20 protein-coding genes are annotated in these 23,468 nt (G+C 46.2%); 14 read left to right on the top strand and 6 right to left on the bottom strand.

Annotated features, from left to right (window positions below):
- The first annotated feature begins 19 nt into the window (after window positions 1-19).
- A complete protein-coding gene (locus AB4Z30_RS05985; RefSeq protein WP_441924301.1) occupies window positions 20-388 on the top strand; it encodes a VOC family protein in 369 nt (122 codons plus the stop codon).
- A 117-nt stretch (window positions 389-505) separates the two neighbouring features.
- Here AB4Z30_RS05985 and AB4Z30_RS05980 read toward each other — a convergent pair whose 3' ends face one another.
- From AB4Z30_RS05980 to AB4Z30_RS05970, 3 genes are all read right to left on the bottom strand, one after another.
- Complete coding sequence (locus AB4Z30_RS05980) at window positions 506-1,153, bottom strand: hypothetical protein (protein WP_441924299.1); 648 nt, start codon at window positions 1,151-1,153, stop codon at window positions 506-508.
- A gap of 62 nt (window positions 1,154-1,215) precedes the next feature.
- A complete protein-coding gene (locus AB4Z30_RS05975; RefSeq protein WP_441924297.1) occupies window positions 1,216-1,782 on the bottom strand; it encodes a TetR/AcrR family transcriptional regulator in 567 nt (188 codons plus the stop codon).
- The gene (locus tag AB4Z30_RS05970; RefSeq protein WP_441924295.1) at window positions 1,775-2,989 is read right to left on the bottom strand and encodes an MFS transporter; all 1,215 of its coding nucleotides are present in this window, start codon (window positions 2,987-2,989) and stop codon (window positions 1,775-1,777) included. Before AB4Z30_RS05970 ends, AB4Z30_RS05975 begins: the two co-directional genes overlap by 8 nt.
- A gap of 209 nt (window positions 2,990-3,198) precedes the next feature.
- Here AB4Z30_RS05970 and AB4Z30_RS05965 point away from each other — a divergent pair, with 209 nt between their 5' ends.
- Together AB4Z30_RS05965 and AB4Z30_RS05960 are read left to right on the top strand one after the other, a co-directional pair.
- Window positions 3,199-4,005: an alpha/beta fold hydrolase gene (locus AB4Z30_RS05965; protein ID WP_441924293.1), complete on the top strand. Its 807-nt coding sequence runs from the start codon at window positions 3,199-3,201 to the stop codon at window positions 4,003-4,005.
- Window positions 4,006-4,030: 25 nt separating this feature from the next.
- On the top strand, window positions 4,031-5,014 hold the full coding sequence (locus AB4Z30_RS05960; RefSeq protein ID WP_441924291.1) for a sensor domain-containing diguanylate cyclase: 984 nt from the start codon (window positions 4,031-4,033) through the stop codon (window positions 5,012-5,014).
- A gap of 189 nt (window positions 5,015-5,203) precedes the next feature.
- On the opposite strand, the gene AB4Z30_RS05955 is transcribed toward AB4Z30_RS05960, so the two are convergent.
- Window positions 5,204-6,697 carry a DUF5123 domain-containing protein gene (locus AB4Z30_RS05955; protein ID WP_441924289.1) on the bottom strand — a complete coding sequence of 498 codons (1,494 nt, stop codon included), beginning with the start codon at window positions 6,695-6,697 and terminating at the stop codon, window positions 5,204-5,206.
- Window positions 6,698-6,808: 111 nt separating this feature from the next.
- On the opposite strand from AB4Z30_RS05955, the gene AB4Z30_RS05950 reads away from it, so the two are divergent.
- Together AB4Z30_RS05950 and AB4Z30_RS05945 are read left to right on the top strand one after the other, a co-directional pair.
- On the top strand, window positions 6,809-7,465 hold the full coding sequence (locus tag AB4Z30_RS05950; protein ID WP_441924774.1) for a DUF2625 family protein: 657 nt from the start codon (window positions 6,809-6,811) through the stop codon (window positions 7,463-7,465).
- An 82-nt stretch (window positions 7,466-7,547) separates the two neighbouring features.
- Window positions 7,548-8,024, top strand: coding sequence for an SMI1/KNR4 family protein (locus AB4Z30_RS05945; protein WP_441924287.1), 477 nt, complete (start codon window positions 7,548-7,550; stop codon window positions 8,022-8,024).
- 144 nt (window positions 8,025-8,168) lie between these two features.
- On the opposite strand, the gene AB4Z30_RS05940 is transcribed toward AB4Z30_RS05945, so the two are convergent.
- Entirely contained in the window at window positions 8,169-9,518 is a 1,350-nt protein-coding gene (locus AB4Z30_RS05940) for an MFS transporter (protein WP_441924285.1), read from the bottom strand.
- Window positions 9,519-9,773: 255 nt separating this feature from the next.
- On the opposite strand from AB4Z30_RS05940, the gene AB4Z30_RS05935 reads away from it, so the two are divergent.
- Window positions 9,774-10,160, top strand: a complete 387-nt coding sequence (locus tag AB4Z30_RS05935) for a VOC family protein (RefSeq protein WP_441924283.1) — start codon at window positions 9,774-9,776, stop codon at window positions 10,158-10,160.
- Window positions 10,161-10,324: 164 nt separating this feature from the next.
- Here AB4Z30_RS05935 and AB4Z30_RS05930 read toward each other — a convergent pair whose 3' ends face one another.
- A complete protein-coding gene (locus AB4Z30_RS05930; protein ID WP_441924281.1) occupies window positions 10,325-12,976 on the bottom strand; it encodes a cation-translocating P-type ATPase in 2,652 nt (883 codons plus the stop codon).
- Between the two features lie 405 nt (window positions 12,977-13,381).
- On the opposite strand from AB4Z30_RS05930, the gene hcp reads away from it, so the two are divergent.
- From hcp to AB4Z30_RS05890, 8 genes are all read left to right on the top strand, one after another.
- On the top strand, window positions 13,382-14,674 hold the full coding sequence (gene hcp / locus AB4Z30_RS05925) for a hydroxylamine reductase (protein WP_441924279.1): 1,293 nt from the start codon (window positions 13,382-13,384) through the stop codon (window positions 14,672-14,674).
- Window positions 14,675-14,920: 246 nt separating this feature from the next.
- Complete coding sequence (locus AB4Z30_RS05920; RefSeq protein WP_441924277.1) at window positions 14,921-16,534, top strand: helix-turn-helix domain-containing protein; 1,614 nt, start codon at window positions 14,921-14,923, stop codon at window positions 16,532-16,534.
- 111 nt (window positions 16,535-16,645) lie between these two features.
- On the top strand, window positions 16,646-17,659 hold the full coding sequence (locus AB4Z30_RS05915) for an ABC transporter substrate-binding protein (RefSeq protein ID WP_441924275.1): 1,014 nt from the start codon (window positions 16,646-16,648) through the stop codon (window positions 17,657-17,659).
- The gene (locus AB4Z30_RS05910; protein WP_441924273.1) at window positions 17,659-18,690 is read left to right on the top strand and encodes an NAD(P)/FAD-dependent oxidoreductase; all 1,032 of its coding nucleotides are present in this window, start codon (window positions 17,659-17,661) and stop codon (window positions 18,688-18,690) included. The genes AB4Z30_RS05915 and AB4Z30_RS05910 overlap by 1 nt, the downstream gene beginning before the upstream one ends.
- Before the next feature lie 253 nt (window positions 18,691-18,943).
- Window positions 18,944-19,393, top strand: a complete 450-nt coding sequence (locus AB4Z30_RS05905; protein WP_441924271.1) for a V4R domain-containing protein — start codon at window positions 18,944-18,946, stop codon at window positions 19,391-19,393.
- Between the two features lie 185 nt (window positions 19,394-19,578).
- Window positions 19,579-20,121, top strand: coding sequence for a CueP family metal-binding protein (locus tag AB4Z30_RS05900; protein ID WP_441924269.1), 543 nt, complete (start codon window positions 19,579-19,581; stop codon window positions 20,119-20,121).
- Between the two features lie 238 nt (window positions 20,122-20,359).
- Window positions 20,360-21,361 (top strand): ABC transporter substrate-binding protein, encoded by a 1,002-nt coding sequence (locus AB4Z30_RS05895; RefSeq protein WP_441924267.1) that lies wholly within the window; start codon window positions 20,360-20,362, stop codon window positions 21,359-21,361.
- The gene (locus tag AB4Z30_RS05890) at window positions 21,358-23,412 is read left to right on the top strand and encodes an iron ABC transporter permease (RefSeq protein WP_441924265.1); all 2,055 of its coding nucleotides are present in this window, start codon (window positions 21,358-21,360) and stop codon (window positions 23,410-23,412) included. Before AB4Z30_RS05895 ends, AB4Z30_RS05890 begins: the two co-directional genes overlap by 4 nt.
- Window positions 23,413-23,468: the final 56 nt, after the last annotated feature.

Raw genomic sequence — 23,468 nt, 5'->3', positions numbered from 1 at the left:
AAAGGAGGACTTTATTCATATGTCAGTCATTGGACCCGATTTCATTTCACTTCAGGTGACCAATCTTGCAAGCTCGGCAACATTTTATCAAAATCATCTTGGTCTGGTCCGTTCACAAGCTGGACCGCCACATGCAGTCGTTTTTGAAACAAAGCCCATCGCATTTGCCCTTCGTGATCTTATGCCAGGAGTAAAACTCCGTGAAGATACTCGGCCTGGGCTTGGTGTCGCTCTGTGGCTGCATGCCCCTGATGCACAAGCCATCCACGACAAGCTTCTCTCAGCAGGTGTTGAGATTACATCTGCACCAATCGATGGACCCTTCGGGCGCACCTTCACTTTTGCTGACCCAGATGGTTATTTAATCACCCTTCACAGTAAAGCCTGATATATACTCCCCAAGTGGTATACAGCTAAAATGTAAATGCTGTTACTGTGAGGGGAGTATTTTAGTCCCTTATTGTTTATAGAACTATCCCAATTCTCTTCCCCATTCTCATATATTTCATAAAGATAGATACTCGATAAGATGTTTTGTGTGTGCTTCTCCGAGCATTTCCTCTAACTTAGGCTGAACCCGGGTAAGGTATTCGGGTTTGGTTTCATACGTTTCTTCGTCTTTCACTTCTCCGCCCAGAGAACGTGCGTGTTCAATCAAGATGGCAAGAGCATTGAAAAAGTCGGCTAGGGAACTCGCAACTCGTTTTGGTTCTCCACCCTCAAAGGCAGCATAGACAGGAGAATGGGGAGCTTCTACGTCAACGATGATTGGATCATCATTCAGATTGGCGATGACAACATGATTGGGTGACCAAGAGGCGGATTCTTCGTAAGGTTCCTGCATACCGACCCAGCGAAATCCCAGCTGCTGACGATGCAGATGCTCGGGAGCGACGAAAAAGAGCAGAGCAGCATCGCCGATTTCGACAGCTGCGTTTTTCATTTTCAGTGTTCCTTCGGCTTGAGCGTCTACCATCTCGTAGTGACTATAGAAGTATTGGAGTTCCGGCGAAAGGGAAATACGCTTGTTCACTTCCGGCTGAACTGGAAGCACTCGCGGCCGAAGGTCGTGATGTTGAAAAAGTCCGTAGGCTTCATTATATAAGTCTTGTTGTTCAACGAGACGAGTTAAAGCTAGCTTCAGTTGTTGCATGACATGCCTTCCTCCTAATCAGTTTGTTATGACTCATGTAATAGTTACGAAGGGGGACTGCTTTAGCTTTGGATGCCAGACCAGAACACATTCCAGGTAATCGCCATCGCTTGCTCGTATGATTGCCTTGTCTCGTACACAAGCTGTATATCAAGACCGTCCATCAGAGTGACAAAAGCTAGCGTTGCTTCTTCCGGGCTCAGACGAATCTCCTCATGACTTGCGAACAAAGAGGTTATTTCTTTTTTTAAGGTGCCGAGATATGTCCGGTATTGAGCCAAAACAAAATCATTCACTTCCAGCGGCGCCATGAAGGACAGAATATACATAAAGGCTACATTGGGCTGAGTAAGGAAGCGATTTTTATGTTCCAGCAAAAAGGCGTATAATCTCTGCTCCAGCGTATCTCCTGCAGTGGAAATTCCGAAGAAATCTTGTACAAACTGTTGCTCCTCTTGCACAACTTCCTCATATACTTCCAGCAGCAAGTCCTTTTTGGAAGAATAATGATAAGCCAGTGATTGTTTACGTATACCGGCTTCTTCGGCAATCTGTGCCATCTTTGTCCCTTCATAACCGAAACGATTAAAATGCTGAATCGCAATCTCTTTAATTCGTTTTTTACTCAATGTGTACCCCCAGTGATCGATTTTCGTACTGCTTCTGCTTCAGAGCGTATACCGAATATAACAAGATGTATATCATTAAAACAGCGATAGAGATAGTATACACTACCGTGTAGGAGAATGCAGATGCCACCAGACCCAGAACCAAAGAGCCGCCGCCGATCCCGAGATCAAAAAAATTAAAGAATGAAGCCATCGCATTCTCATGCTCATGTTCTTCCACAAGATTGACACACCAGGTTTGGATGGCGGGAAAAATGGCACCAAACCCAAAACCGTACAGTGCGCCAGCAATCAGAAAATGGATCTGGTTCTGTGAGAGGATCAGAACGAGGAGCCCCGCGATCGCGAAAAATGCCGAAGGAAGCAGTACAGACCCTGGACCCAGGCGATCAAACATAGTTCCTGAGAATAGTCTGACGACAAAGCTGGCAATCGCTACAATAAAGAAAAACCAGGCAATATTACTGAAACCCTTCTCCGCAGCAAACAAAGCGACAAAAGACATGATCGAACCAGCTGCAACGCCAACCATCAGGATAAGCAATGAAGGGAATAATACCTTTTTCTCAATAAGTTTTACGGAAGTGGCATGATGACCGGAAGATTTGTCCTCAGACTCCGTCTGAGAGTTTCTGGATACAAAAACGGTCATCAGAAGTGCCAATAATAAGATACACATTCCGCCCAAGAACAGGCTCTGGTAGTTGTATTGAAGGAGCAGGCTTGTTCCAATTAATGGACCAACAGATATAGCGACGGTTTCTCCAACTCCGAAATACCCCATGCCTTCCCCACGCCGGCTTTTCGGAATGTTTTCCGTAGCAATTGTTGCAAAATAAGTTGTTGCCAGACCAAAACCGAATCCGTGGATTACACGTAGTACAAGAATTATCCCTATACCTGACGAGAGGTAGTATGCGCCAGTGGCTAATGCACAGATGGCGATGCCAATAATCAAGAGGAACTTTTTGTTCATCTTTGTTGCCAAAACGGAAGTGAAAGGTCGAACTAATATGGCTGAAAACATAAAAATGCCGGTTACAAGCCCGATCTGTGAAGCATTTCCTCCCAAGCTGGAAACGAATAAAGGTAAGGTGGGGAGCAACATTTCAAAAGCCATAAACAAAAGTGCATTGGCCAGCATGATAAAGATAAATGATTTTCCCCACAGTTTCTGTGGTGATATGACTGATGTCAGGGTGTTCATGATATTCCTCCAAAATATGTTCTAATATCGCGCGATATGATGGTTGAGTTTATCTGACGCAGGTCAGATTGTAAAGGTGTTTTTCAATTTGAGACAACTATTTCACGTTACACTGAGTAAAAATATTAATATTTTAACCCTAATCCCAACATTTTCCGATATAATATTCTGATAAATTAAAATTATAATCTCTCTGAGAGGTGAGTCAGATGAGTGTTGATATTCTTGTGCGCAACAATGTCAATGTCATGGGAACGGGCAACCAGACGATTATGTTTGCACATGGCTTTGGGTGTGATCAGGATATGTGGCGACATATCGTGCCTGCTTTTTTTGAACAGTACCGAATTGTGCTCTTTGATTATGTAGGTTCCGGGGAGTCCCAAATTAATTATTATGATGCTCTTAAATATAATGATCTCCATGGGTATGCCCAGGATGTACTTGAGATTATGGAAGCGCTGGAACTTCGGGATGTCATCTTTGTTGGGCATTCCGTCAGCAGCATGATCGGCATGCTTGCCTCCATTCAGGCTCCACATTTTTTCAAAAATATTATCATGCTGGGGCCTTCTCCGCGTTATTTGAACGATATGCCCCATTATTATGGTGGATTTGAACGGCGGGATATTGATGAATTGCTGGAGATGATGCAATTGAATTTCATCGGTTGGGCGAGTTATTTGGCCCCTATTGTGATGCAGAACCCGGAACGAAAGGATCTGACGGAGGAGTTAGAGAAGAGCTTTTGTTCCCGTGATCCGCACATCGCTCGGCAATTTGCCGAAGTGACATTCCTGTCCGATTGCCGGATTGAATTGGATTTGGTGTCTGTGCCAACCTTGATTTTGCAGTGCTCGGATGATAGTATCGCTCCTGTGGAAGTGGGAGATTATTTGCACTCCCATCTGAAGAACAGCAGGCTCACTCAGATGAATGCCAAAGGACATTACCCTCATCTGAGTGAACCCGGCGAGACGATTCGATTGATTAAAGATTATCTGACTCGTGCATAACATGCAGAAGAAAGGCTGTTTTTTTATGGACAATCAATTAGATACGGCACCTTGTGGATACTTCTCGATATCAGATTCAGGCGTGATCCTATCAATAAATCAAACGTTGCTGAGCATGATCGGGCGTGAACGGGATGAGTTGATGGGCAAACATATTGAATCTATCATGTCCGTCACTAATAAAGTATTTTTTCATACCTATTTCTATCCGTATATTCAGTTGTATGGCCATGTGGACGAGATGTATTTTTCGTTTCGCAATCGTGACCAGGAAGATGTTCCAGTTTTGCTTAACGGGGTGCGTCAGATGCGGGACGGGCAACAAATAGTGGATTGTGTTGTGGTGATTATGCGCAAACGGATTGAGCATGAAAAAGACATATTGAATACGAAAACCAAGTTGCAAGAGTTATACCAGGCAACACATGAAGCGAACAAGGAACTGGAACGTCTGCATGAAGAATATAAAATTAAAGAACAGGCGTTGATTAAAGTCAATGAACAATTGGAGTTGATGGCGTCTACGGATTTGTTAACAGGTCTCAAGAACCGAAGGTTTTTCCAGGAAAAAATGGCTCATCATCTATCGCTCTACCAAGAGGAACAGCGTGAATTTTCACTGCTTGTGATGGACATTGACCACTTCAAAAAAATTAACGACACCTATGGACATCCCATGGGTGATCTGGTACTGGGTAACTTGGCTACGCTGCTGCTATCCATCTCGCGTGAGGTCGATGTGGTGGCACGTTACGGTGGTGAGGAGTTTGTAATCATTCTGGCGAATTGCGGAGAGGGACAAGCCATTCGTATCGCAGAACGTTACCGGTCACAAGTCGCTTCGGCGGATTGGGGGGAATATCACGTTACGGTGAGCATTGGCGCGGCAACGATCTCGGCAGCTGATACGGAGCTTTCTGTGTTTCAAAAGGCAGACGATGCGCTCTATGCATCCAAGACGGGCGGGCGAAATCGGGTAACCCATGCCGCTAGTTTGATCAAGCGTTAAGCCGGGTCAAGCATCATAAAAAACGGATCAGCAGGCAGAGAATCTTTGCTTACTTGATCCGTTTATTTATTGTTGCTCATTTACCCTTGCTTTGAAGGGTGAGCTGAAGTTACAGTCTTTCGTTGTATCTTCATGGGGAGCAGGAAAGTTCATGGCGTGTAGATGGTGGTTAAAAAAGGAAGACAATGTCTATCTTGGGGCCAGATAGCCGTAAGCTTTGGCTGGAGAGCCTGTTTGCAGGCGATAATCTCCCTTTGAGCTGTTCACAAACGCTGGATTGACGTAGCGTGAGTGTGTGTCATTGCCTGTTCCTTGTTGGTACGCTGCAACACCGGAATAGCTTTTATTTTTCCAAACCCAAAGGGCCTCTTGCGCCTCGCCGTTAACGTAATAAAGGTTGTGGTCGAACACATTGCCTGCATTGCTTGTGTATTCATTGTAGATCAACACTTCTGGGCTACCAGCGGCAACAATGTTACGTGTGAAGGTGTTATTTTGGGTGCGTGACTGGATCAGAAGCTGTCCGTTACCTGCGTTTAACGTATCATTGTCTGCGATTGTATTGTACATGATCTTGCTGTTTTCCGTTGCGCCCCGTTCTTCGTCATAACCTCCCATAGCGATGCCTGTTAGTCGATTGGCATAGATCAGGTTATCACGAACGGTGATGTTGCTGGTGGAACGGCCGGCATGTTCTGAGGCTATCTCAATTCCGATATCATTCAGGTACACTTTATTTCGGTCTATAATATGATGGGTGCCGCCGTCTACATAGATGCCTCCGGCTGAATTACTTTTATTCGGAAGTGGAAGACCGTAAGACGGATTTTGAGTGGATGTGATGTTGTAGATGGTGTTGCCGCGAACGATACCGTTTCTCGCCCGATCATACGTGTCATCCTCTGAAATGCCCTCATATCCGATCAGGTCAATGCCGATGTTGTCTGTATCATGGATGGTATTATTTATAATGGCGAAGGTGTCGACATTGCCGTTAACCGCAAGTGATTCGCTGGAACCTAACACGAGATCATACAATTCGTTATCTTTAATGATGACATTGCTTAGGGCCTGTGGATGCTCTGTACCATAGATGGCGATTCCGTGTGCATCTCTGCCTTGCAGTTCAGCGCCTTTTGGCGTTGCCCGGCTAGCTATGGCATGAATTTGGTTGCCAAGAAGCTGCACGTTCTCCCCTGTTCCATGTACATAAATGCCCACAGGAACTTGTCCCGTCTGAGTAGTTGAGAAGCCGCGAATCTCCAGATTTGAGATTGTAACATGGCTGACATTGTCCAGTTCAACCATGCCTTCGACACCACGTACAGATAATCTCTTGCCATCGAGAATCGCTTTCTCTCCAGGATAACTGGAGATTAGCGTAGGTTTGCCTGAAGAAAGCCCACTACGGGTAATTTTGACTTTCTGGGAGTAGACACCTTGGCGCAGATAGATCGTACTGCCGGGAGAGGCATGATCCGTTGCATACTGAATCGTTTTCCACGGAGAATGGATGGTTCCAGGATTCTTATCGTTTCCCTGTGGTGAAATATAATAGACTGTCTGATCATTCGTTTCAATATGGATAGCTGGTTGTTGAGGAATGGAGAAGGCTTGGTCCTGGCAGCCCGAAGATGTGAGCAACGTCAGAATTAGAGCAGGGAGCAGGATGAAGCGAAACAAGGTTATTCCTCCTTTAATTACAATGTGAAAGCTAATTATATCAGATTTGAATGGTAGAATAAGCCATGATATGCTTGGGAAAGTCATGAAATGGAGAGGAGTTGTCGAATGATGAATAATCTGTCTGCTGATGAATTAATCGATCGGGAAAATCATTCCTGGCCGGAGCTCAAAGCGCTTATGGATCAGGGGGAGAATACATATACCTATGTTCCGGCAAAGCCGGAGATGGGCAAAAATACGCTACGCCAGCTCCAAGTGAGCACTCGTTCTTATCTGGGGGCTGTCGCCTATGAGACAGAGGGCATGGTGGTGGATCATGGATGGATTACGCTCCTAGGCGCAGGCGGTGAAAGTGTATATGGCAGTTTGACCAGCTGGAACGGCTTGAATGCTGAACTTGTTGTACAGGCATTGCCTGGCATGATGGTTGTGGCCTATGATGTGGCAGGAGGCTTTTTTGCTCTGGACACTGGGAAGTTCGATGGCTCGGGACAGATTTATTATTTTGCACCGGATGCCTTGGAATGGGAATCGACAGAGCTCTCATACTCCGAGTTTATGACCTGGCTGGCTGAGGGTGATCTGCAATTATTTTACGAAACGTTTCGCTGGAAAGGCTGGCAGGAAGATATGGCGCAACTGGACAATGGCCAAGTATTTGCTTATTTTCCTCCGCTCTGGACGAAGGAAGGAAGCGGAAAGAAAAGCAGTAAATCGCCAGTTCAGATTGCTGAAGCCTGGAAAGCGGCACTCGAAGCAAAATGAAAGGTACTGGCAGCGCAGTTGAGCTAACGTTGGCTGGGTGAGTTCGTTTGGAATTGATCAAGCTTAGAGAGGGCGAACAGGAATGAGTGATCAGAATGATTGTGCAAGTGTGACGCGTATTCAGTCTCATTACGGTATTGTTTTTCCGCAGGAGTACCTTGACTTTATTCAGCTGCACGGCGATGCTTCTTATGATCTGATCCAAGGCACAGAGACGGAAGATTGGGAGATTCGGTTTCATGTGCTGGATGATCAGTTTATCGCCAATAATGCTGCGTTGGTGGATGAGGTTAATCCTGATCCGCAGCGAATTATTCCGATTGCGTGGAGTGTCAGCAGTGGCAACAACTACTTGCTCGATTATCGGGAGAATAAAGTGTCGCCTTCTGTACTGGTGATGGAGCATGAACTCGCGATGGTGCGTGAAGATGCGGAGAGTGAAGCTGAAACGATGGAAGAAGCACAGCAGTTGATGGAGGAAAATGTGAAGCCGCTTGCAGCCCATTTCCAGTCATTTGCGGCCCTTCTTCAGGTACGGCCACCGCAAGTGCAAGAATAAGGTTAGCATGTAAGTAAAGATAATCGATCGTAAAATAGATATTTAAAAGTCAAAAAAGGCTCGCAAATATATGCGGGCCTTTTTTGATTTAAGTAAAAATATAATTTTTCCACAAGATATATCCGATGATAAGAGCATGCTTCCTTAGCGACCCGATGGTATAGAGGTTAGATCGCGATTAGCAAGTGAAGCAGCTTTGCTGTGCCATAAGGTCAGTCCAAGCGAAATGAGACATACGACCAGTAGGCAGCCATATACCACATGATAAGCTTCTTGTACCGTTACGCCGGGTATAGCGTGCAGAAGCAAACCGCAGACGGCTACAGATACCGAACCACCGAAGAATTGAATCAGCTGCAACAACCCCATACCTGAACCAATCTGGTTTCTAGGCAACACCCGCGAAGCTTCGTTGTTCAAGGAGGCCATGGATGCAGACAATGCTGGCGAGAAGAACACATAACCGCCTGTGATAATCAGAGCCGACTGGTCGAGTCCAAGCATGAACAGCACAAGAACGGCTGCCAGCATACACTGTCCAATCAGCATAAATCGCATATTGCCATACTGATCAATCCATCGTCCGACATAGCGGGTACAGAAGGCCGAGATGATCGCTCCGGGAGCGATTAACAAGCCAATGGCAAGGGGAGAACGATGATACAGATCCGCAAGCACTAACGGCATGAGGAACAGGTTCCCGAGATTAACCACCAACACGCAGAAGCCAATGATAATGAGACGGGTGAATCCCGGTGTTCGAAACACTTGTGGGTTAACAAATGGCAACCTTGCTCTGCGAATATACAGAATATGTGCAACCAGAGAGGCGATGCCGATGACAAGCCATATCCATGACCGCTGTGTAATGGCTACCAGCAGGGTGGTTGCATTAATGATAGTGAGCAGTGCACCTGTCAGGTCAAACGGCTGCTCTTTGTTCGCAGTTTCCCGTGGTAAAAAATAGAGCAATACGGGCAGGGCAAGCAGTACCAGCACCGTAATCGCGAACAAGCCGTTCCAGCCCATGTATTCACTGATTAGTCCACCGACAATCGGACCAAGACCAAAGGCCATCGCACTGCCTGATGAGATGAGTGCCAAGGCTGCACCGCGCCGTTCCACCGGAATGTATCGGCTTGCGATGACCAGACCGAGGCCAGCCATAACCCCAGCCCCTGCGGATTGCAGAATACGCGTTGTAAGCAACAAAGCAAAGTTGTGTGCGAACAGACCAAGCACGGACGAGCAACCGAGAATCAGCAACCCAACCGTGACTAGCTTGCGTACCGGAATCCGGTCAGACAAGCGGCTGTAGATTACGGTAGACAGGGCATATCCGATAGAATAACTGGAGATAACCCAGGAGCCCAGGTCAGAAGTGATCTGAAGATCACGGATAATGACAGGTAACGAAACATTAAACATGGTCGTGTTCATTACCACGATGAAGAGGCAACACGTCCAGAGCGGCATTACAATTTTCTCTTTCACATAACCATTCCTGTCTTGTATGAAGTTATTGTATGATATGAATAAGCCTTAGCATTTTACATATTGAAGACAAAACAATATTTTATTTTACTCCTCATATGTTAATATGGCAATAGTGTCATAGTTTGTGAGTTCGCTACATAACTAGCAAAGCAGGGCTTGACCAGAATCTTGACTAGAATCAAAACAGTAGTACAGTGCAATGCGCACAACAAAAGTAACACAACACAATTTTACATGAAGGAGATTAGTTCTATGAAGTCAGAATTATTAGAGTCCCACAGCGTGTTTCCAACCCTTGATATGAGGAGAACGGCTGCTTTCTACGAAAAAAAATTGAAATTTCGGGTGGTTGAATATTTGGATGTCGCAGAGCCGCATGTATGTCTGTACCGTGATTCTACGGAGATTATTTTAACCCAAAGCAATGGACAGAAAGTTATCCCCAACAGAGAGTTATACGGCTATGGATATGATGCCTATTTTATTACGAAACAGCAGGAAGAGCTTGAACAGGAATTCATTGATGCAGGTGTGACAATCGTTCGTTCCTTCCATCATTCCGACTATAATAACAAAGAATTTGTGATCGAGGATATCGATGGACGATGGATTGCTTTTGGCATCAAGCAGCAGGGTTAGTAGAAGGTGCAGGAATAGAATCAAGCAGCAAGAAATATAGGACGGTTTATCGATTAGATGAAAAAAATAGACCCGATAAAGCAAACAGGCGCCCTCAAAGGGCGCTGTTTGTTTATCCAATTTAAAATGCACATCACGATATACATCGGCACGTCGTGTAACAACTAAGCCGCCGCGATTGGTTTGCCGCGATTGCGAATCCATTTGATGACATCCATCAGTATGACCGCGCCGAGCGCAAGCCCACCTGCGATCAGGAACTCATCCCAGCCGAAGGTGTCAGGAATGGCAAAGATGCTGCGAACACCCGGAATCAGTGTAATGGCATAGAGGCAGAGACAGACCACAATTGAACCAAGCACCAGCTTGTTGGTCAGGAATCCGACCTGGAAGATGGTCTGGGTGTTGGAGCGTGCCGCAAAGGTTTGCAGACTGCGCGCCAGGATCAGTGTAGTAAACGCCATCGCGACACTAATCTCTTCCGAGATACCGAGTCCGATATACTGCGACACAATCACGGCAACGCCGATGAGCACCCCGCGAGTAATGACAGCCTGCAACGTTCGGCCTGCAAAAATGCCCTCGTTAATGTCACGGGGTTTCCGCCGCATCACATCGGGTTCAGCCTTCTCCGTGCCGAGTGCAATAGCTGGCAGTGAGTCGTTAACCAGGTTGATAAACAGCAACTGTAGCGCTGTGAACGGATTGACCCAGCCGACAACCAATGCGAAGAGGATGGCGATAATGGCGCCGAGGTTTCCGGCGAACAGATAGGCGATAGCCTTTTTAATATTATCAAATACCATCCGTCCAACGCTGACCGCATTTACGATGGATACAAAATTATCATCGGTCAGAATCATCGCCGCCGCATCTTTGGCGACATCTGTTCCGCTACCCATCGCTACGCCGATATCGGCTTGTTTCAGTGCAGGTGCATCGTTGACACCATCTCCGGTCATGGCTGCAACTTTACCTTTGCGCTGCCACGCACGCACGATGCGGATTTTATTTTCAGGGGATACCCTGGCGTAGACCGAGATGTGTTCCAGTTGTTGATCCAGCTCCTCATCTGTCATCTTATCCAGCTCAGCACCGGTGATCGCGAGATCATCTTTGTTTGCCAGTCCGATATCAATACCAATAGCCTGAGCTGTAGTTTTATGGTCACCCGTAATCATAATGGTGCGAATACCTGCTTTCTTCGACTCTTCAATCGAGCCATAAACCGCTTCACGCGGTGGATCAATCATGGCTGTCAGGCCGACTAATGTAAGATCGGATTCGTCTTCGGGAGTGACCTCTTTTTTGTCATCAAATCGTTTGTATGCATAGGCTAGCACCCGGAATGCGCGTTTGGAGAACGCTTCATTCTTCTCTTCGAATTGAGCACGAATCTCAGGAGTCAACGGTTGTACTTCACCATGGATAAATACATGACTGCAACGGCTGAACAACACATCCGGTCCGCCTTTAGTCAGCAAAGCAGTCTGTCCCTCAAAGGTATGCACCGTGCTCATGAGCTTGCGGTCCGAGTCAAATGGAAGCTCGGCTTCCCGTGGAAACTGATCCCGGATTTCGTTGTAATCCTTGTTCACACTGTTGCTGAACGCAATGAGTGCAACTTCGGTGGGATCCCCAAGTTCCTTGCCCTCCTGGTTGATGTTCGAATCATTGCAAAGTACGGCAATATGTAACAACCGACGTTCTTCTTCCGACCATTCGGCAGGGTCATCGGGAAACTCGTCTTTTGTACCATGAGGAATGTAATAATCCACAACGGTCATTTTATTCTGAGTGAGTGTACCGGTTTTATCCGTGCAAATAATGCTGGCCGATCCCAACGCTTCCACCGCGGGCAATCTGCGAATAATCGCGTGTTGCTTGGCCATCTTGCTGGTACCGAGAGAGAGTACGATGGTGACGATGGAGGAGAGCGCTTCAGGGATAGCGGCTACAGCAACGGCTACCGCAAACATCAATGCGTTGATAAGCGATGGGCCGATATTTTCGGTGCCTTCCGTCAGCCACACCCGTCCAGCTTCAATGGCAAAAATAAGAATGGACAGACCCAGGATGAAAAAGCCCAGCTTTTTGCTGAACGATTCCAGCTTGCGTTGCAGTGGTGTTTCTTTGGCTTCCGCATTTTCGATCAATTCGGCGATTTTTCCGATTTCAGTTTTCAGTGCCGTACCTGTAATGACAATCGTGCCACGACCGTATACGACCAGCGAGCCACTGAACGCCATGTTGCGCCAATCCCCAATTCCAGCTTCTTCTGATATCACATCCGCATGTTTTTCTGCAGCTTCGGATTCGCCAGTCAACATGCCTTCGTTGATTTTGAGACTGCCGGATTCCAGAATGCGCCCGTCTGCTGGCACATAATCCCCGGCATCAAGCAATACGATGTCACCAGGAACGAGTTCCCGCGCAGGAAGCGTCTGCTTTTGTCCATCTCGGATCACTTTGGCCTCTGGCGCAGACATTTGCCTGAGAGCATCCAGTGAGCTTTCCGCTTTCTTGGTCTGCACCACGCTAATGATAGCGTTAAGCAGAATGACGAGAAAGATGATCAGGGATTCGATCAGATGCCCAAGCACAACCTGCACAGCAGCAGCGATGAGTAGCACAATGACCATCGGATCTTTAAAATTTTCAAGAAACAGTTTCCAGATTGGCGTTGCATCTTTTCCTTTTAATTCGTTATATCCTACAGATTCTAATCTCTTTGTTGCTTCGGATGTGGGCAGTCCATTTTCGGAACTCTGTACCTCCTGCAATACTTCCTCTGCACTGTGCCTATAATGTTGCAATCGACCAGCTCCTCGGTACGTGATTTATAGGTGTATTACCCGAATGGACAAAATCTAGAATCGCCAAGGGATGTGTTTTTACATTTTATATGTAGTTCGACGATAAGCTTGGGCGACATCAGCTGTCTATGTCATTATTCATAATTCCAGTAATACTTATGCGTAGAGACAGCATAACTGGAATGAAAGTTTTGATTTTAGATCGGACCATGAGGCCAGATTGATTTCGTTTCAAAGTATGTTGTCATACTGGTAATTGGTTGGATGATAGTCTGATATAAGTTCAAAAAGGGATAATATGGGTGTTGGTTTGAAAAACTGTGTGTAATATCACAATTGTCTGCCTCCAGCTCTGTTACGCTATTTCATAACAAAGAGTTCATTTGGTTTGGAGGAGATTTTCATATGTTTTGTTATCAATGTGAACAGACGCCGAGTGGTGGATGTAAAGTAATTGGGGTATGTGGTAAAAATGAAACGATTGCCAGCTTGCAGGATACGATGATCTTTGCCCTGAAAGGGATTGCGGCTTACGCAACACACGCACGGCAGCTTGGTTATACCGATCCTGAGGTGGATCGGATTACACACGAAGCTTTATATATGACACTGACGAACTCAAACTTTAATCAGCAGGAACATTTAGAGATGGCAATGAAAGTCGGAAATGCTGCCATTCGAATTATGGATGTACTGGATCGTGCACATACCGATCGATTTGGTATTCCACAGCCGATCACGGTGAGCCAAAACCAGATTGAAGGTCATTGTATCGTCGTGACCGGTCACAATCTATATGCGCTGGAGGAATTGCTGCGCCAGACAGAAGGTAAAGGTATTAATATCTACACACACTCCGAAATGCTGCCAGCGCACGGTTATCCGGCATTGAAGAAGTATGCTCATCTCAAAGGAAATATCGGTAAAGCCTGGTACGATCAGCGCAGACTGTTCGAGGAATTCCCGGGTGCGATTCTGGCAACAACCAACTGCGTTATGCCGATTAAAGGCACGTATGCAGATCGTTTCTTCTCCTACGAAGTGGCAGGACTTGAGGGAGTAACAAAGATTACAGGAGAGGATTTCTCACCTCTTATTGAGCGTGCGTTGTCATTACCTGCAGCGAACGTACAATCCGAGCAGGTGTTAACGACTGGTTATCACCATGAGACGGTGATCGGACTTGCACCGGAGATTATCCAAGCGGTCAAAGACGGACATATCCGCCGCTTCTTTGTCATCGCAGGCTGTGACGCACCGGGTAAAGGTGGCAACTATTACCGTGAACTCGCTACGTCGCTGCCGAATGATACGGTCATTCTAACCACGTCTTGCGGCAAGTTCCGTTTCAATGATGTAGATTACGGTACGGTGGGAGACACGGGCATTCCGCGGTATATCGACCTAGGTCAATGCAACAACTCCGGTTCAACTGTGAAAATTGCAATGGCTTTGGCCGATGCTTTTGGATGTACGGTGAACGAGCTTCCTGTAAGCATTGTGCTGTCATGGTTTGAGCAAAAGGCGGTAGCGATTCTGCTCGGTCTGTTCAGCCTTGGCATCCAGGATATCCGGATTGGTCCTAAACCGCCTGAATTTATCTCGGAAGGTGTACTGGATGTGCTTGTAGATCTGTTTGGCTTGAAACTGATCACCACAGCAGAAGAAGATATGAACGCAATGCTGGCTTTGTCTTAAGCAAGTGTAGTTATATGAAAAGATTAGATAAAAGAGTCGTGCTCCCCGCACGGCTTTTTTTGACGTTGTGAACCAATTCCGTTACAGGATTGCACGGAGCATATGATTCAGGTAGGATGAGTTCAACGTTGGCTGTGAATACGAGGAGTATGACGAATAGAATAATTAGATCAGAATTGGGCCTGCATGCGTGTGGGCTCTTTTTCAGGAGTATGATCGTGAAAGGATAAGGATATGCCTCAGAACATGGAATGGATCGCACAATGGAAGTCAACCAAGGCATTAACCAATACATGGGTATCAGCCGGGGAGCAGCATTACTTTGCCAGTCACAGTTTTATATGTATTATGGACGGCAAAGCGACATGGAATATTAATGGTCAACGTGTTCACGCCTCTTTTGGAGAATTAATTGCGCTGGAAGAGAAATCGGTCCTGGAGGTCATTGACGGAGGCGATATGAATCTGGCAGGATGGCATGTTCAGTTCGACACTTACGCTGTATTTGATGAAAGGCGAGAAGTAGAGAAGTACGATTGGCATGTACCCTCAGGGGAAGCCTATCAGAAAGTGCAGCTTCCAGGAGGAACTCTGGCGAGTATCATTCAGCACATGAGTAAAGAAAACAAAGAAAACAACGGTGATCGGAGTGCAGAGTGGGTTGGGAATCAGCATTTGTTATATGAACTGTTAAATAGTCTCTATCAGCAAAAGCCGAAAAACGAACGGAGTCCGGAAGACGGTATACATCGCTCCATCAATTATATGCGAGAGCATTATGATCGGGTGATTACACGCGGACAGTTGGCGCAGATCGCCGGCATTACCCCATGGCACTATTCCCGCAAATTTAGTGAACAATATGGTAAACCGCCACTGGACTATTTGGCTCATTATCGAATCTATCGTGCTCAGGAAGAATTGTTATTAACCTCAGCGACCTCACAGGATATTGCTAAAAAGTCCGGGTTTGAGGATGCTCATTATTTCAGCCGCCGCTTCAAACAATTGAAGGGGGTATCACCGAAACAATACAGACAAACTGTGAATCAGCGTAGAATGGTGGTACTCTCTCCGATCTGTGCAGAGATGATGATTCATCTGGGCGTCATTCCACATGCTGTAGTGGTAACTCCGATTCTGCTGGCTCCGCATCAACGTGAGCAATTTATAGATCATGGCGTGAGGTTACTCGAAGTTACGCAATATGATGTGGACTTGGAACTTGTTCGACAAGTTGAACCAGAGATTATTGTGGGTAACAGTATGACGGAAGAAATCAAAAGGGAACTTCGCACGATTGCCCCCCTTTTGACAGGACTTCATCAGAACATAGAGCCTTTGCTCGATCAATTGGCAGTCTGGTTGCATATGGAAAAGGAAGCTCAAGGACTTCAGTTACAATTGAAACAACAGATCATCGCAGCAAAACAACAGTTACAACCCATCCTTCAATCGACCTCAACAGTTATGCTGCTAAGGGTAGAAGCCTTTGGCTATCGTTACTTGGGTGGGCATTCATACGGAATATCACAGTTGTTATATGATCAGCTTGGATTAGCACTTCCGCAAGCACTGGAACAAGGTACAGCTTGGTTCAATCCGTGCTCGCTTGAGCTACTGGCACAAGCTAATCCGGATTATCTGTTTGTCGAGAAACGAATCATGCAGCATTTCAGCGCGGACGAGAATATGAGGAAATTGTGGGAGAGTCGGCAATGGAGCGAACTTCAAGCTGTAAAAAATAATCGGGTATTGTACATAGATACCCATCTGTGGGTGGATGGTCATGACATCACGGGTCAAAATCTGATTCTAAATCAGATTATCAGTAATCTGACAGATGCAGTTCCAGAGTGAGCACAATAATCCATTTCAATCCGCACGATATGCTATGGATGAAACCCTTATTGTTTGATACTATTTGATAATAATTATCATTATCAATATATATAAGGGGCGAAGCATATCATGTTACGAAGTTTCAGAGGATTCGGAATCATGCTGGTGGTGATCAGTATCTTTCTTGCGGCATGTTCCAGCGGAACCAAAGAAGAAGCAACAGCGGGTGCATCAGGAACTCAGAGTGAAGAAGCAGCAAGTACAACAAAAGCTGAAGCGAGGACCAGTGGGACCAAAGTGGTAAAGGACCAGTTTGGAGAGGTGACCATCCCTGCCTATCCTCAAAATCTGGTTGTGTTTGATTCTATCTATGCCGAGTATTTAATTGAGATGGGAGTTACACCACAGATCGTATTGTACACGCCAGAAGTTGAAGCGGAATATCGACCGGCCTATTTTCAAGAACACGGTGTTCAGGCGATAGAAGTAGAACAATATCAATACAATTATGAACAGTTGCTTGCGTTATCTCCGGATATGATTCTTGCAGCCGGAGAGGGGATGGAACAGGGCGTATACGATGAATTGTCCAAAATCGCTCCGACTGTGGCATTGGATGCCAATAGTGAAATGGAGCGAGCGATGCCGAAATTAGCGGCCATCTTCGACAAGACTGAGGAATCTGCTAAGGTACTGGCCGAATTTGACGAGAAGGCTGCACAGGCCAAAGATAAGATTGCAACTGCTCTGGGAGACAAGACAGTATTAGTCCTGCGTGTAGAGCACAATCGTTACCGTTTCATGGGTCCCAAAGGAGGAAGCAGCAGTGTCTTTTTCTATGAAACCCTCGGGCTGAACAGCCCAGAGGCCATTAAAGATTCTACAGATTGGTTCAGTCAGTTCTCTCTGGAATTTTTGCCTGAGTTGAATCCGGATTACATTTTTCTCGAAGACAGAACCCTCGTAGGTTATGACACGAAGAAATCCATGGAAGATCTGAAAGCAAGCCAGGTGTGGGCGAATCTGAAGGCAGTGAAGAATGATCATGTTTTTCCACTGAAAACGAGTGAATTTGTATCCGGTGTGGGCCCAATAGGTTCGGTTAAATTAATGGACTATGTTGTTGGAAAGTTGGTGCCTTGATGAATACAGGGAAGCAACTGGACATTTATGATATTACAATCGTAGGCGGTGGGCCTGCGGGAATGTACTCTGCATTTTACAGCGGAATGAGAGCCATGCGTACTAAAATCATAGAAGCCAAACAGGAACTAGGCGGATTTATGCGTACCTATCCAGAGAAGTTGATCTGGGATGTTGGGGGAATCGAGCCTGTACGTTGTGAGAAGCTGATTGAATCATTGGAGATACAAGCGAGAACATTTGAACCCACTATTGTATTCGGTCAACAGATTGATCAGATGCATCGGCGTGAAGATGGTGTATTCGTGTTGACAACCAAGACGGGAGAGCAGCATTACACACGCACCATCCTTTTATGTGCAGGTCGGGGAATGACACAGGTCCAAAAGCTGGACATAGAGGGTGCCAATCGATATGAACTGACCAATCTGCATTACACGGTTACAGACGTTTCCCGTTTTATGGGCAAACGGGTTCTGATCTCGGGAGGTGGCGATTCTGCCATTGATTGGGCTAATGAAATAGCCAAAATTGCAAATGAAGTCATTGTAGTACACCGGAGACATGAGTTCACCGCACATGAAACGCCAGTTGCCCAGATGAAATCTCATGCTCAGGTCTTAACTCCCTATGGGATCTCTCACTTGTATGGTACAGGTGACCGGATAAATCGTGTTGAACTCAAACATATGGAGACCGGGGAATTGAAACAGCTCGAAATGGATGAAGTTATCGTGAGTCATGGGTATGATCGCGACTTCGGCAATCTAGTACAGTGGGGACTAGAACGTGAAGATTATGGGGTTAGCGTTGATGCTCGTATGCGTACCAGCATTCCAGGTGTATTCGGAGCTGGTGACTTCATTACGTATGGAAGCAAAGTGCGATTGATTGCAGGAGCCTTTAACGATGCAGTGCTCGCAGTTAACAGTGCCAAGATGTATCTGGAACCTGCTGCATCCGATATGGCGGGTGTGTCTTCTCACAATGCCCGGTTCTTTGAGAAAAACAAAGCTATTTCTAACAGATAGACAAGCTATGTGTCTGTCTTGAATAGGAGATATTACGAGATTCATATGACGAAGGTTAGTAACCTTGCCAGCCACCCGAGAAGATCTTGGTTTGGCTGGCAAGTTTTTTTTGCTATATTTCAAGTTAAGTTAGCAAGTAGATTGGGGTATTGCAAGTTCAAATGAATTGCCTGTGCTATTGATCGGAATCAAGGAAAGGGAAGTGTTCTTCTGTCATTATGGATTTATAAATCGTCTATGGGAGGTCACAACGATGTTGGAATATACATTTGAGGATATGAGACAGATGAATCGTGAAAAGCTGGGAAATATGGTGCCGCTGGAACTGTTTCGCACGATCCGGTTAATTGGATTAAATCAGGGCTTACCGATGGGCGGCAAAGGCACCACACTCACCATTGGGCGCAAAATAGGAGAAAATCTGCCTGTACATACGGTCGAGGAGTTATTGCAAATGTTTGAAGACCTGCGGATCGGTATTCCCCGGGTAATAGAAAGAAATGAGTATAAGATCATTATTGCTGTAGATGACTGTTTCTGTAAAGGACTGCCTACACTTGAAGATGAGAGAATGGTATGTGATCTGGAGGGGGCAATTCTCGAAGGGGCACTGACCAAAATGATGAAACGAAGAGTTTCGGTTAAAGAAACCAAATGTAATGTGAGCGGTGATGAATACTGTGAATATGAAATCAAGATGTAGTTGAAGTCATCCTACTATAGAATTAACGTCAAGTAAGCTGGAACTCTCTATAGGCATTGCATGAATGAGCTGATATATGATCTCATTGTCCAAAAAATGTGAATATATGGTGAAATGATCGGTTCGAATCGACCGGTATATCTCCTTTTCTTATATAATTACAACAATAAGAAGGGAGTTGCCAAATGAAAAAATCGTTATGGATTATTGCCAGTGTGGCACTTGTAATCGTACTCGGAACATACTTGATCGGCAATACGGCAGGCCAAAAGAAGACCGAACAAGCGGATGCACCGGATATCCGAAAGCTGGTTGAAGATATCAGTACAGGCCGAGAAACACCACAGTCTGCTTCCATCAGTGCGACAACGTTAACCGTGACAGATGCAGGAAACCAGGAAACGTCCTACGACTTGCCGGAAGATGAATTTTTTCTCTCCATTGCTCCTTATGTAGAACAGACACACCCCTGTGAGATTCATAGTTTAACGGGTTGCCAAGGAGAGATGGCGAATGAACCATTCAGTGTGACGATTCATGATTCCGAAGGCAACACCTTGATGAAAGATGAAGTGTTGAAGTCCGGTGCCAATGGGTTTATGGATTTGTGGGTACCACGTGACAGAACGTATTCAATCCGTATTGTTCACGGCGGAAAGGTGGCTGAAACACAATTATCTACATACAAAACGGATCAAACCTGCATCACGACAATGCAGTTAATCTAAGCTGAGGTTCAAATCGGGCAAGCATCAAGCACAGAATAGGCAGAACAACGTACAAATGGATGTTATAAAGATACAATAAAGACGAGGAAAGGCAGCCTCAAGGGTCATGTCTTTCCTTTTTCTATTGGTAATCAAGAATGTGAAAATTATGAGGCAACGTTGACAAAAAAGAAGTCCATAGGTGATAATGATAATTGTTATCATATAAATACATACAAACATAGAGGAGCTTAGAGATATGAAAAAAGGGTTACATGCACTATTCATCATGATGGCATTTGTTTTGGTTCTGGCAGGATGTGGTAAAAATGCTACAACAACAGAACCAAGTAAAAATACGAATTTGGGCAGCGCTCCTGCTGAAGAGTCAGCTGGGCCGGTTACCGTACAGCATAAACGTGGGGAACTCACACTGGACAAGCCAGCTAAACGTGTTGTGACATTGGAATGGACGTATACAGAGGATGTAGTTGCTCTAGGGGTTCAACCTATCGGTAACGCAGATAACACTTACTATAAGGTGTATGTAACGAACGAGGCTGCTCTGGATGATAGTGTTACGGATGTTGGGTCACGAAGTGAGCCGAATATAGAGGCTATCGCAGCACTCAAGCCGGATCTCATCATCGCCAATGCAGACAACAATTCAAACGTATATGATCAGTTGAAAGCCATTGCTCCAACGCTGGAGTTCGATCCATATGACGGTGATGGTTATAACTATGACAAAATGACGACCATTTTTAATACGATTGCAACAGCTCTGGGCAAAGAAGATAAAGCAAAAGAAGTGCTCAGTAATCTGGATCAGCATTATGCAGAAGCCAAAGAAAAGCTTGCAGCTGCAGGTAAAGAAAACTTCCACTTTGTACTGACACAGGCTTTCACCTATCAAAATGCAGCTTCCCTGCGTATGTTTAGCGACAATTCGGTTGTAGCGGGTACCTTGAACAAAATTGGGTTGGTGAATGATTGGCAGCCGGACAAACTTGAAAACTACGGTTTCTCCACGGTAGGTATTGAATCTTTATCCAAAGTGCAGGACAGTAATTTTATCTATATTACGCAACCAGACGATGATGTTTTTGGCACAGCGATGAAAGAGAATTCCGTTTGGAAGGGTCTGAACTTTGTGAAGGAAAAGCGTACGTATCAATTGGGAAGTACGACATGGACATTTGGCGGCCCGATTTCTTCCAAAGTACTGGTTGACGGTGTAGTTGAGGCGATTTCCAAATGAGTCTGACTCAACAAGAAACGAAGCCAGCCATGAACTGGCGTATGATAAGCATCTATGGGGGCGGTCTAACCGCCCTTATCGTGCTTTTTTTTGTAAGTCTGTGTTATGGGGAAGCGGCCATTTCGTTGCATGATGTTTGGGGCGCGCTTACAAACAGACAGGGTACGCTCGAACATAATATGGTATGGGATTTGCGTATGCCGCGTACGGTGATTGGTATTCTGGCAGGGGGAGCACTGGCTGTTGCCGGGGCGTTGTTGCAGACCATTACCCGCAACCCACTTGCAGCCTCAGACACACTTGGAATTAATGCGGGAGCTTATTTTGTAGTGGTGTTAGGTGCCATTCTTTTTCCAGGTGTACTGAGCCAGTCACCGTTTCTTTTTGCTGCTATGGGTGGATTTGTTGCAGCGTTCGCAGCTTATTTCATGGGCGGCGGGCGTACGTCAACGCCCGTACGGCTTGCGTTATCAGGTATGATCGTGTCCATGGTGCTTGGTTCATTTACAAGTGCCTTGCATATTTTTTTCTCTATGGAGACTCAGGGCTTATTTCTGTGGGGTTCAGGAACCCTGGTCCAGAATGACTGGACCGGTGTGAACTATGTCTGGCCTTGGGTCACAGGTGTAACGCTGCTGGCTCTGATTTTGTCCAAACAGTGGGATATGCTGGAGCTGGATGAATCAACCGCATCTTCTTTGGGGCAGAAAGTAGGACTTGCTCGAACAAGTGGACTGATCATTGCCGTCATTCTGGCTGCAGTGATCGTCAGCGTAATTGGACCTATCGGCTTTGTGGGTCTGGTTGCTCCACATCTGGTTCGTCTGAGTGGTGTTCGCTCCAATCGGCTTTTGATTCCAGGTGTATTCATCTGGGGGGCAGCATTGCTTGTAGGTGCAGATGTCCTTGCGAAGATGATACACAACTCCAGTATGGAACTGCCCACTGGTGCTGTGATGGCGATTATTGGTGCACCATGGCTTATCTGGCTCGTGCTGACTCGTATGAAAGCAGGAAATGGTGCTGGCATGACGACATCGATGAGTACGGGGGGGCGTGTACGCCGTTTTGCCTTCACGCCTATCGCAATTCTGTTTTCTGCCATTACGATCCTATTGCTGTTGCTCAGTACGATGTTTGGTGGGATGCGTATTCCACTAGCCGATCTGTTACCGAGTTTGTTTCAGTCGGATGGGTTGTTCTCCGGAATTGTGCAGCTTCGAATTCCGCGGACCTTGGTGGCTGCAGGGGCAGGGGCGGCTCTCGCAATCAGCGGCGTGCTGATCCAGATGGCCGTTCGTAATCCGCTGGCGGATTCATCGATTGTAGGTGTATCTTCCGGCGCAGGGCTTGGTGCTATGATGGTATTCATCCTGTGGCCTGGGCTGCCGATGTATGTGCTGCCTGTTGCTGCTATTGCAGGTGCCGCCATTGCGGCTGCGGTTGTATTCTCGCTTTCTTGGAAAAAAGGATTGAATCCTTCTGCCGTTGTATTGCTGGGAATTGCCATGTCGGCTATTGCTGGCGCAGGTATTCAGATACTTATTGTACGCGGAGCCGTTTACGGCAGCAGCGGTTACATCTGGCTTACAGGTAGCACGTATGCCCGTACTTGGGATCAAGTCAAAGTGATCGGTATATTCCTGCTCATTTTGGTGCCAGTGGCCTGGTGGCTTGCTCGCAAGTTTGAACTTCTTGTCTTTGACGACAATAGTGCTTCCGGGCTTGGGGTGAATGTACGTCGCACTCGCTTGATGGCAATGACTGTAGGAGTACTGCTCGCTGCTGGCGCGGTCGCTTGTGTGGGGACGGTTGGATTTATCGGTCTGATTGCACCACATATGGTTCGGTTGCTGACAGGACACAAACTGAGACAGTCGATGTTTCTGTCCGCGCTGGCAGGAGCCATGATGCTGGTACTCGCAGATACGATTGGCAGAACGGTGATGGCGCCAACGGAAATTCCGTCAGGAATTCTCATTGCGATCATTGGTACACCGTACTTCCTGTATCTGATGTACCGTTCGAACTGGCGTAAAGCGATGAAGTGAAATTGAACTAAAAAAGCACCAAACCCGGAACAGAAGGGTTTGGTGCTTTTACTTTT

The organism is Paenibacillus sp. 2TAF8 (assembly GCF_052114825.1).
Lineage (GTDB): Bacteria > Bacillota > Bacilli > Paenibacillales > Paenibacillaceae > Paenibacillus.
This window is presented reverse-complemented; position numbering and strand designations above follow the sequence as displayed.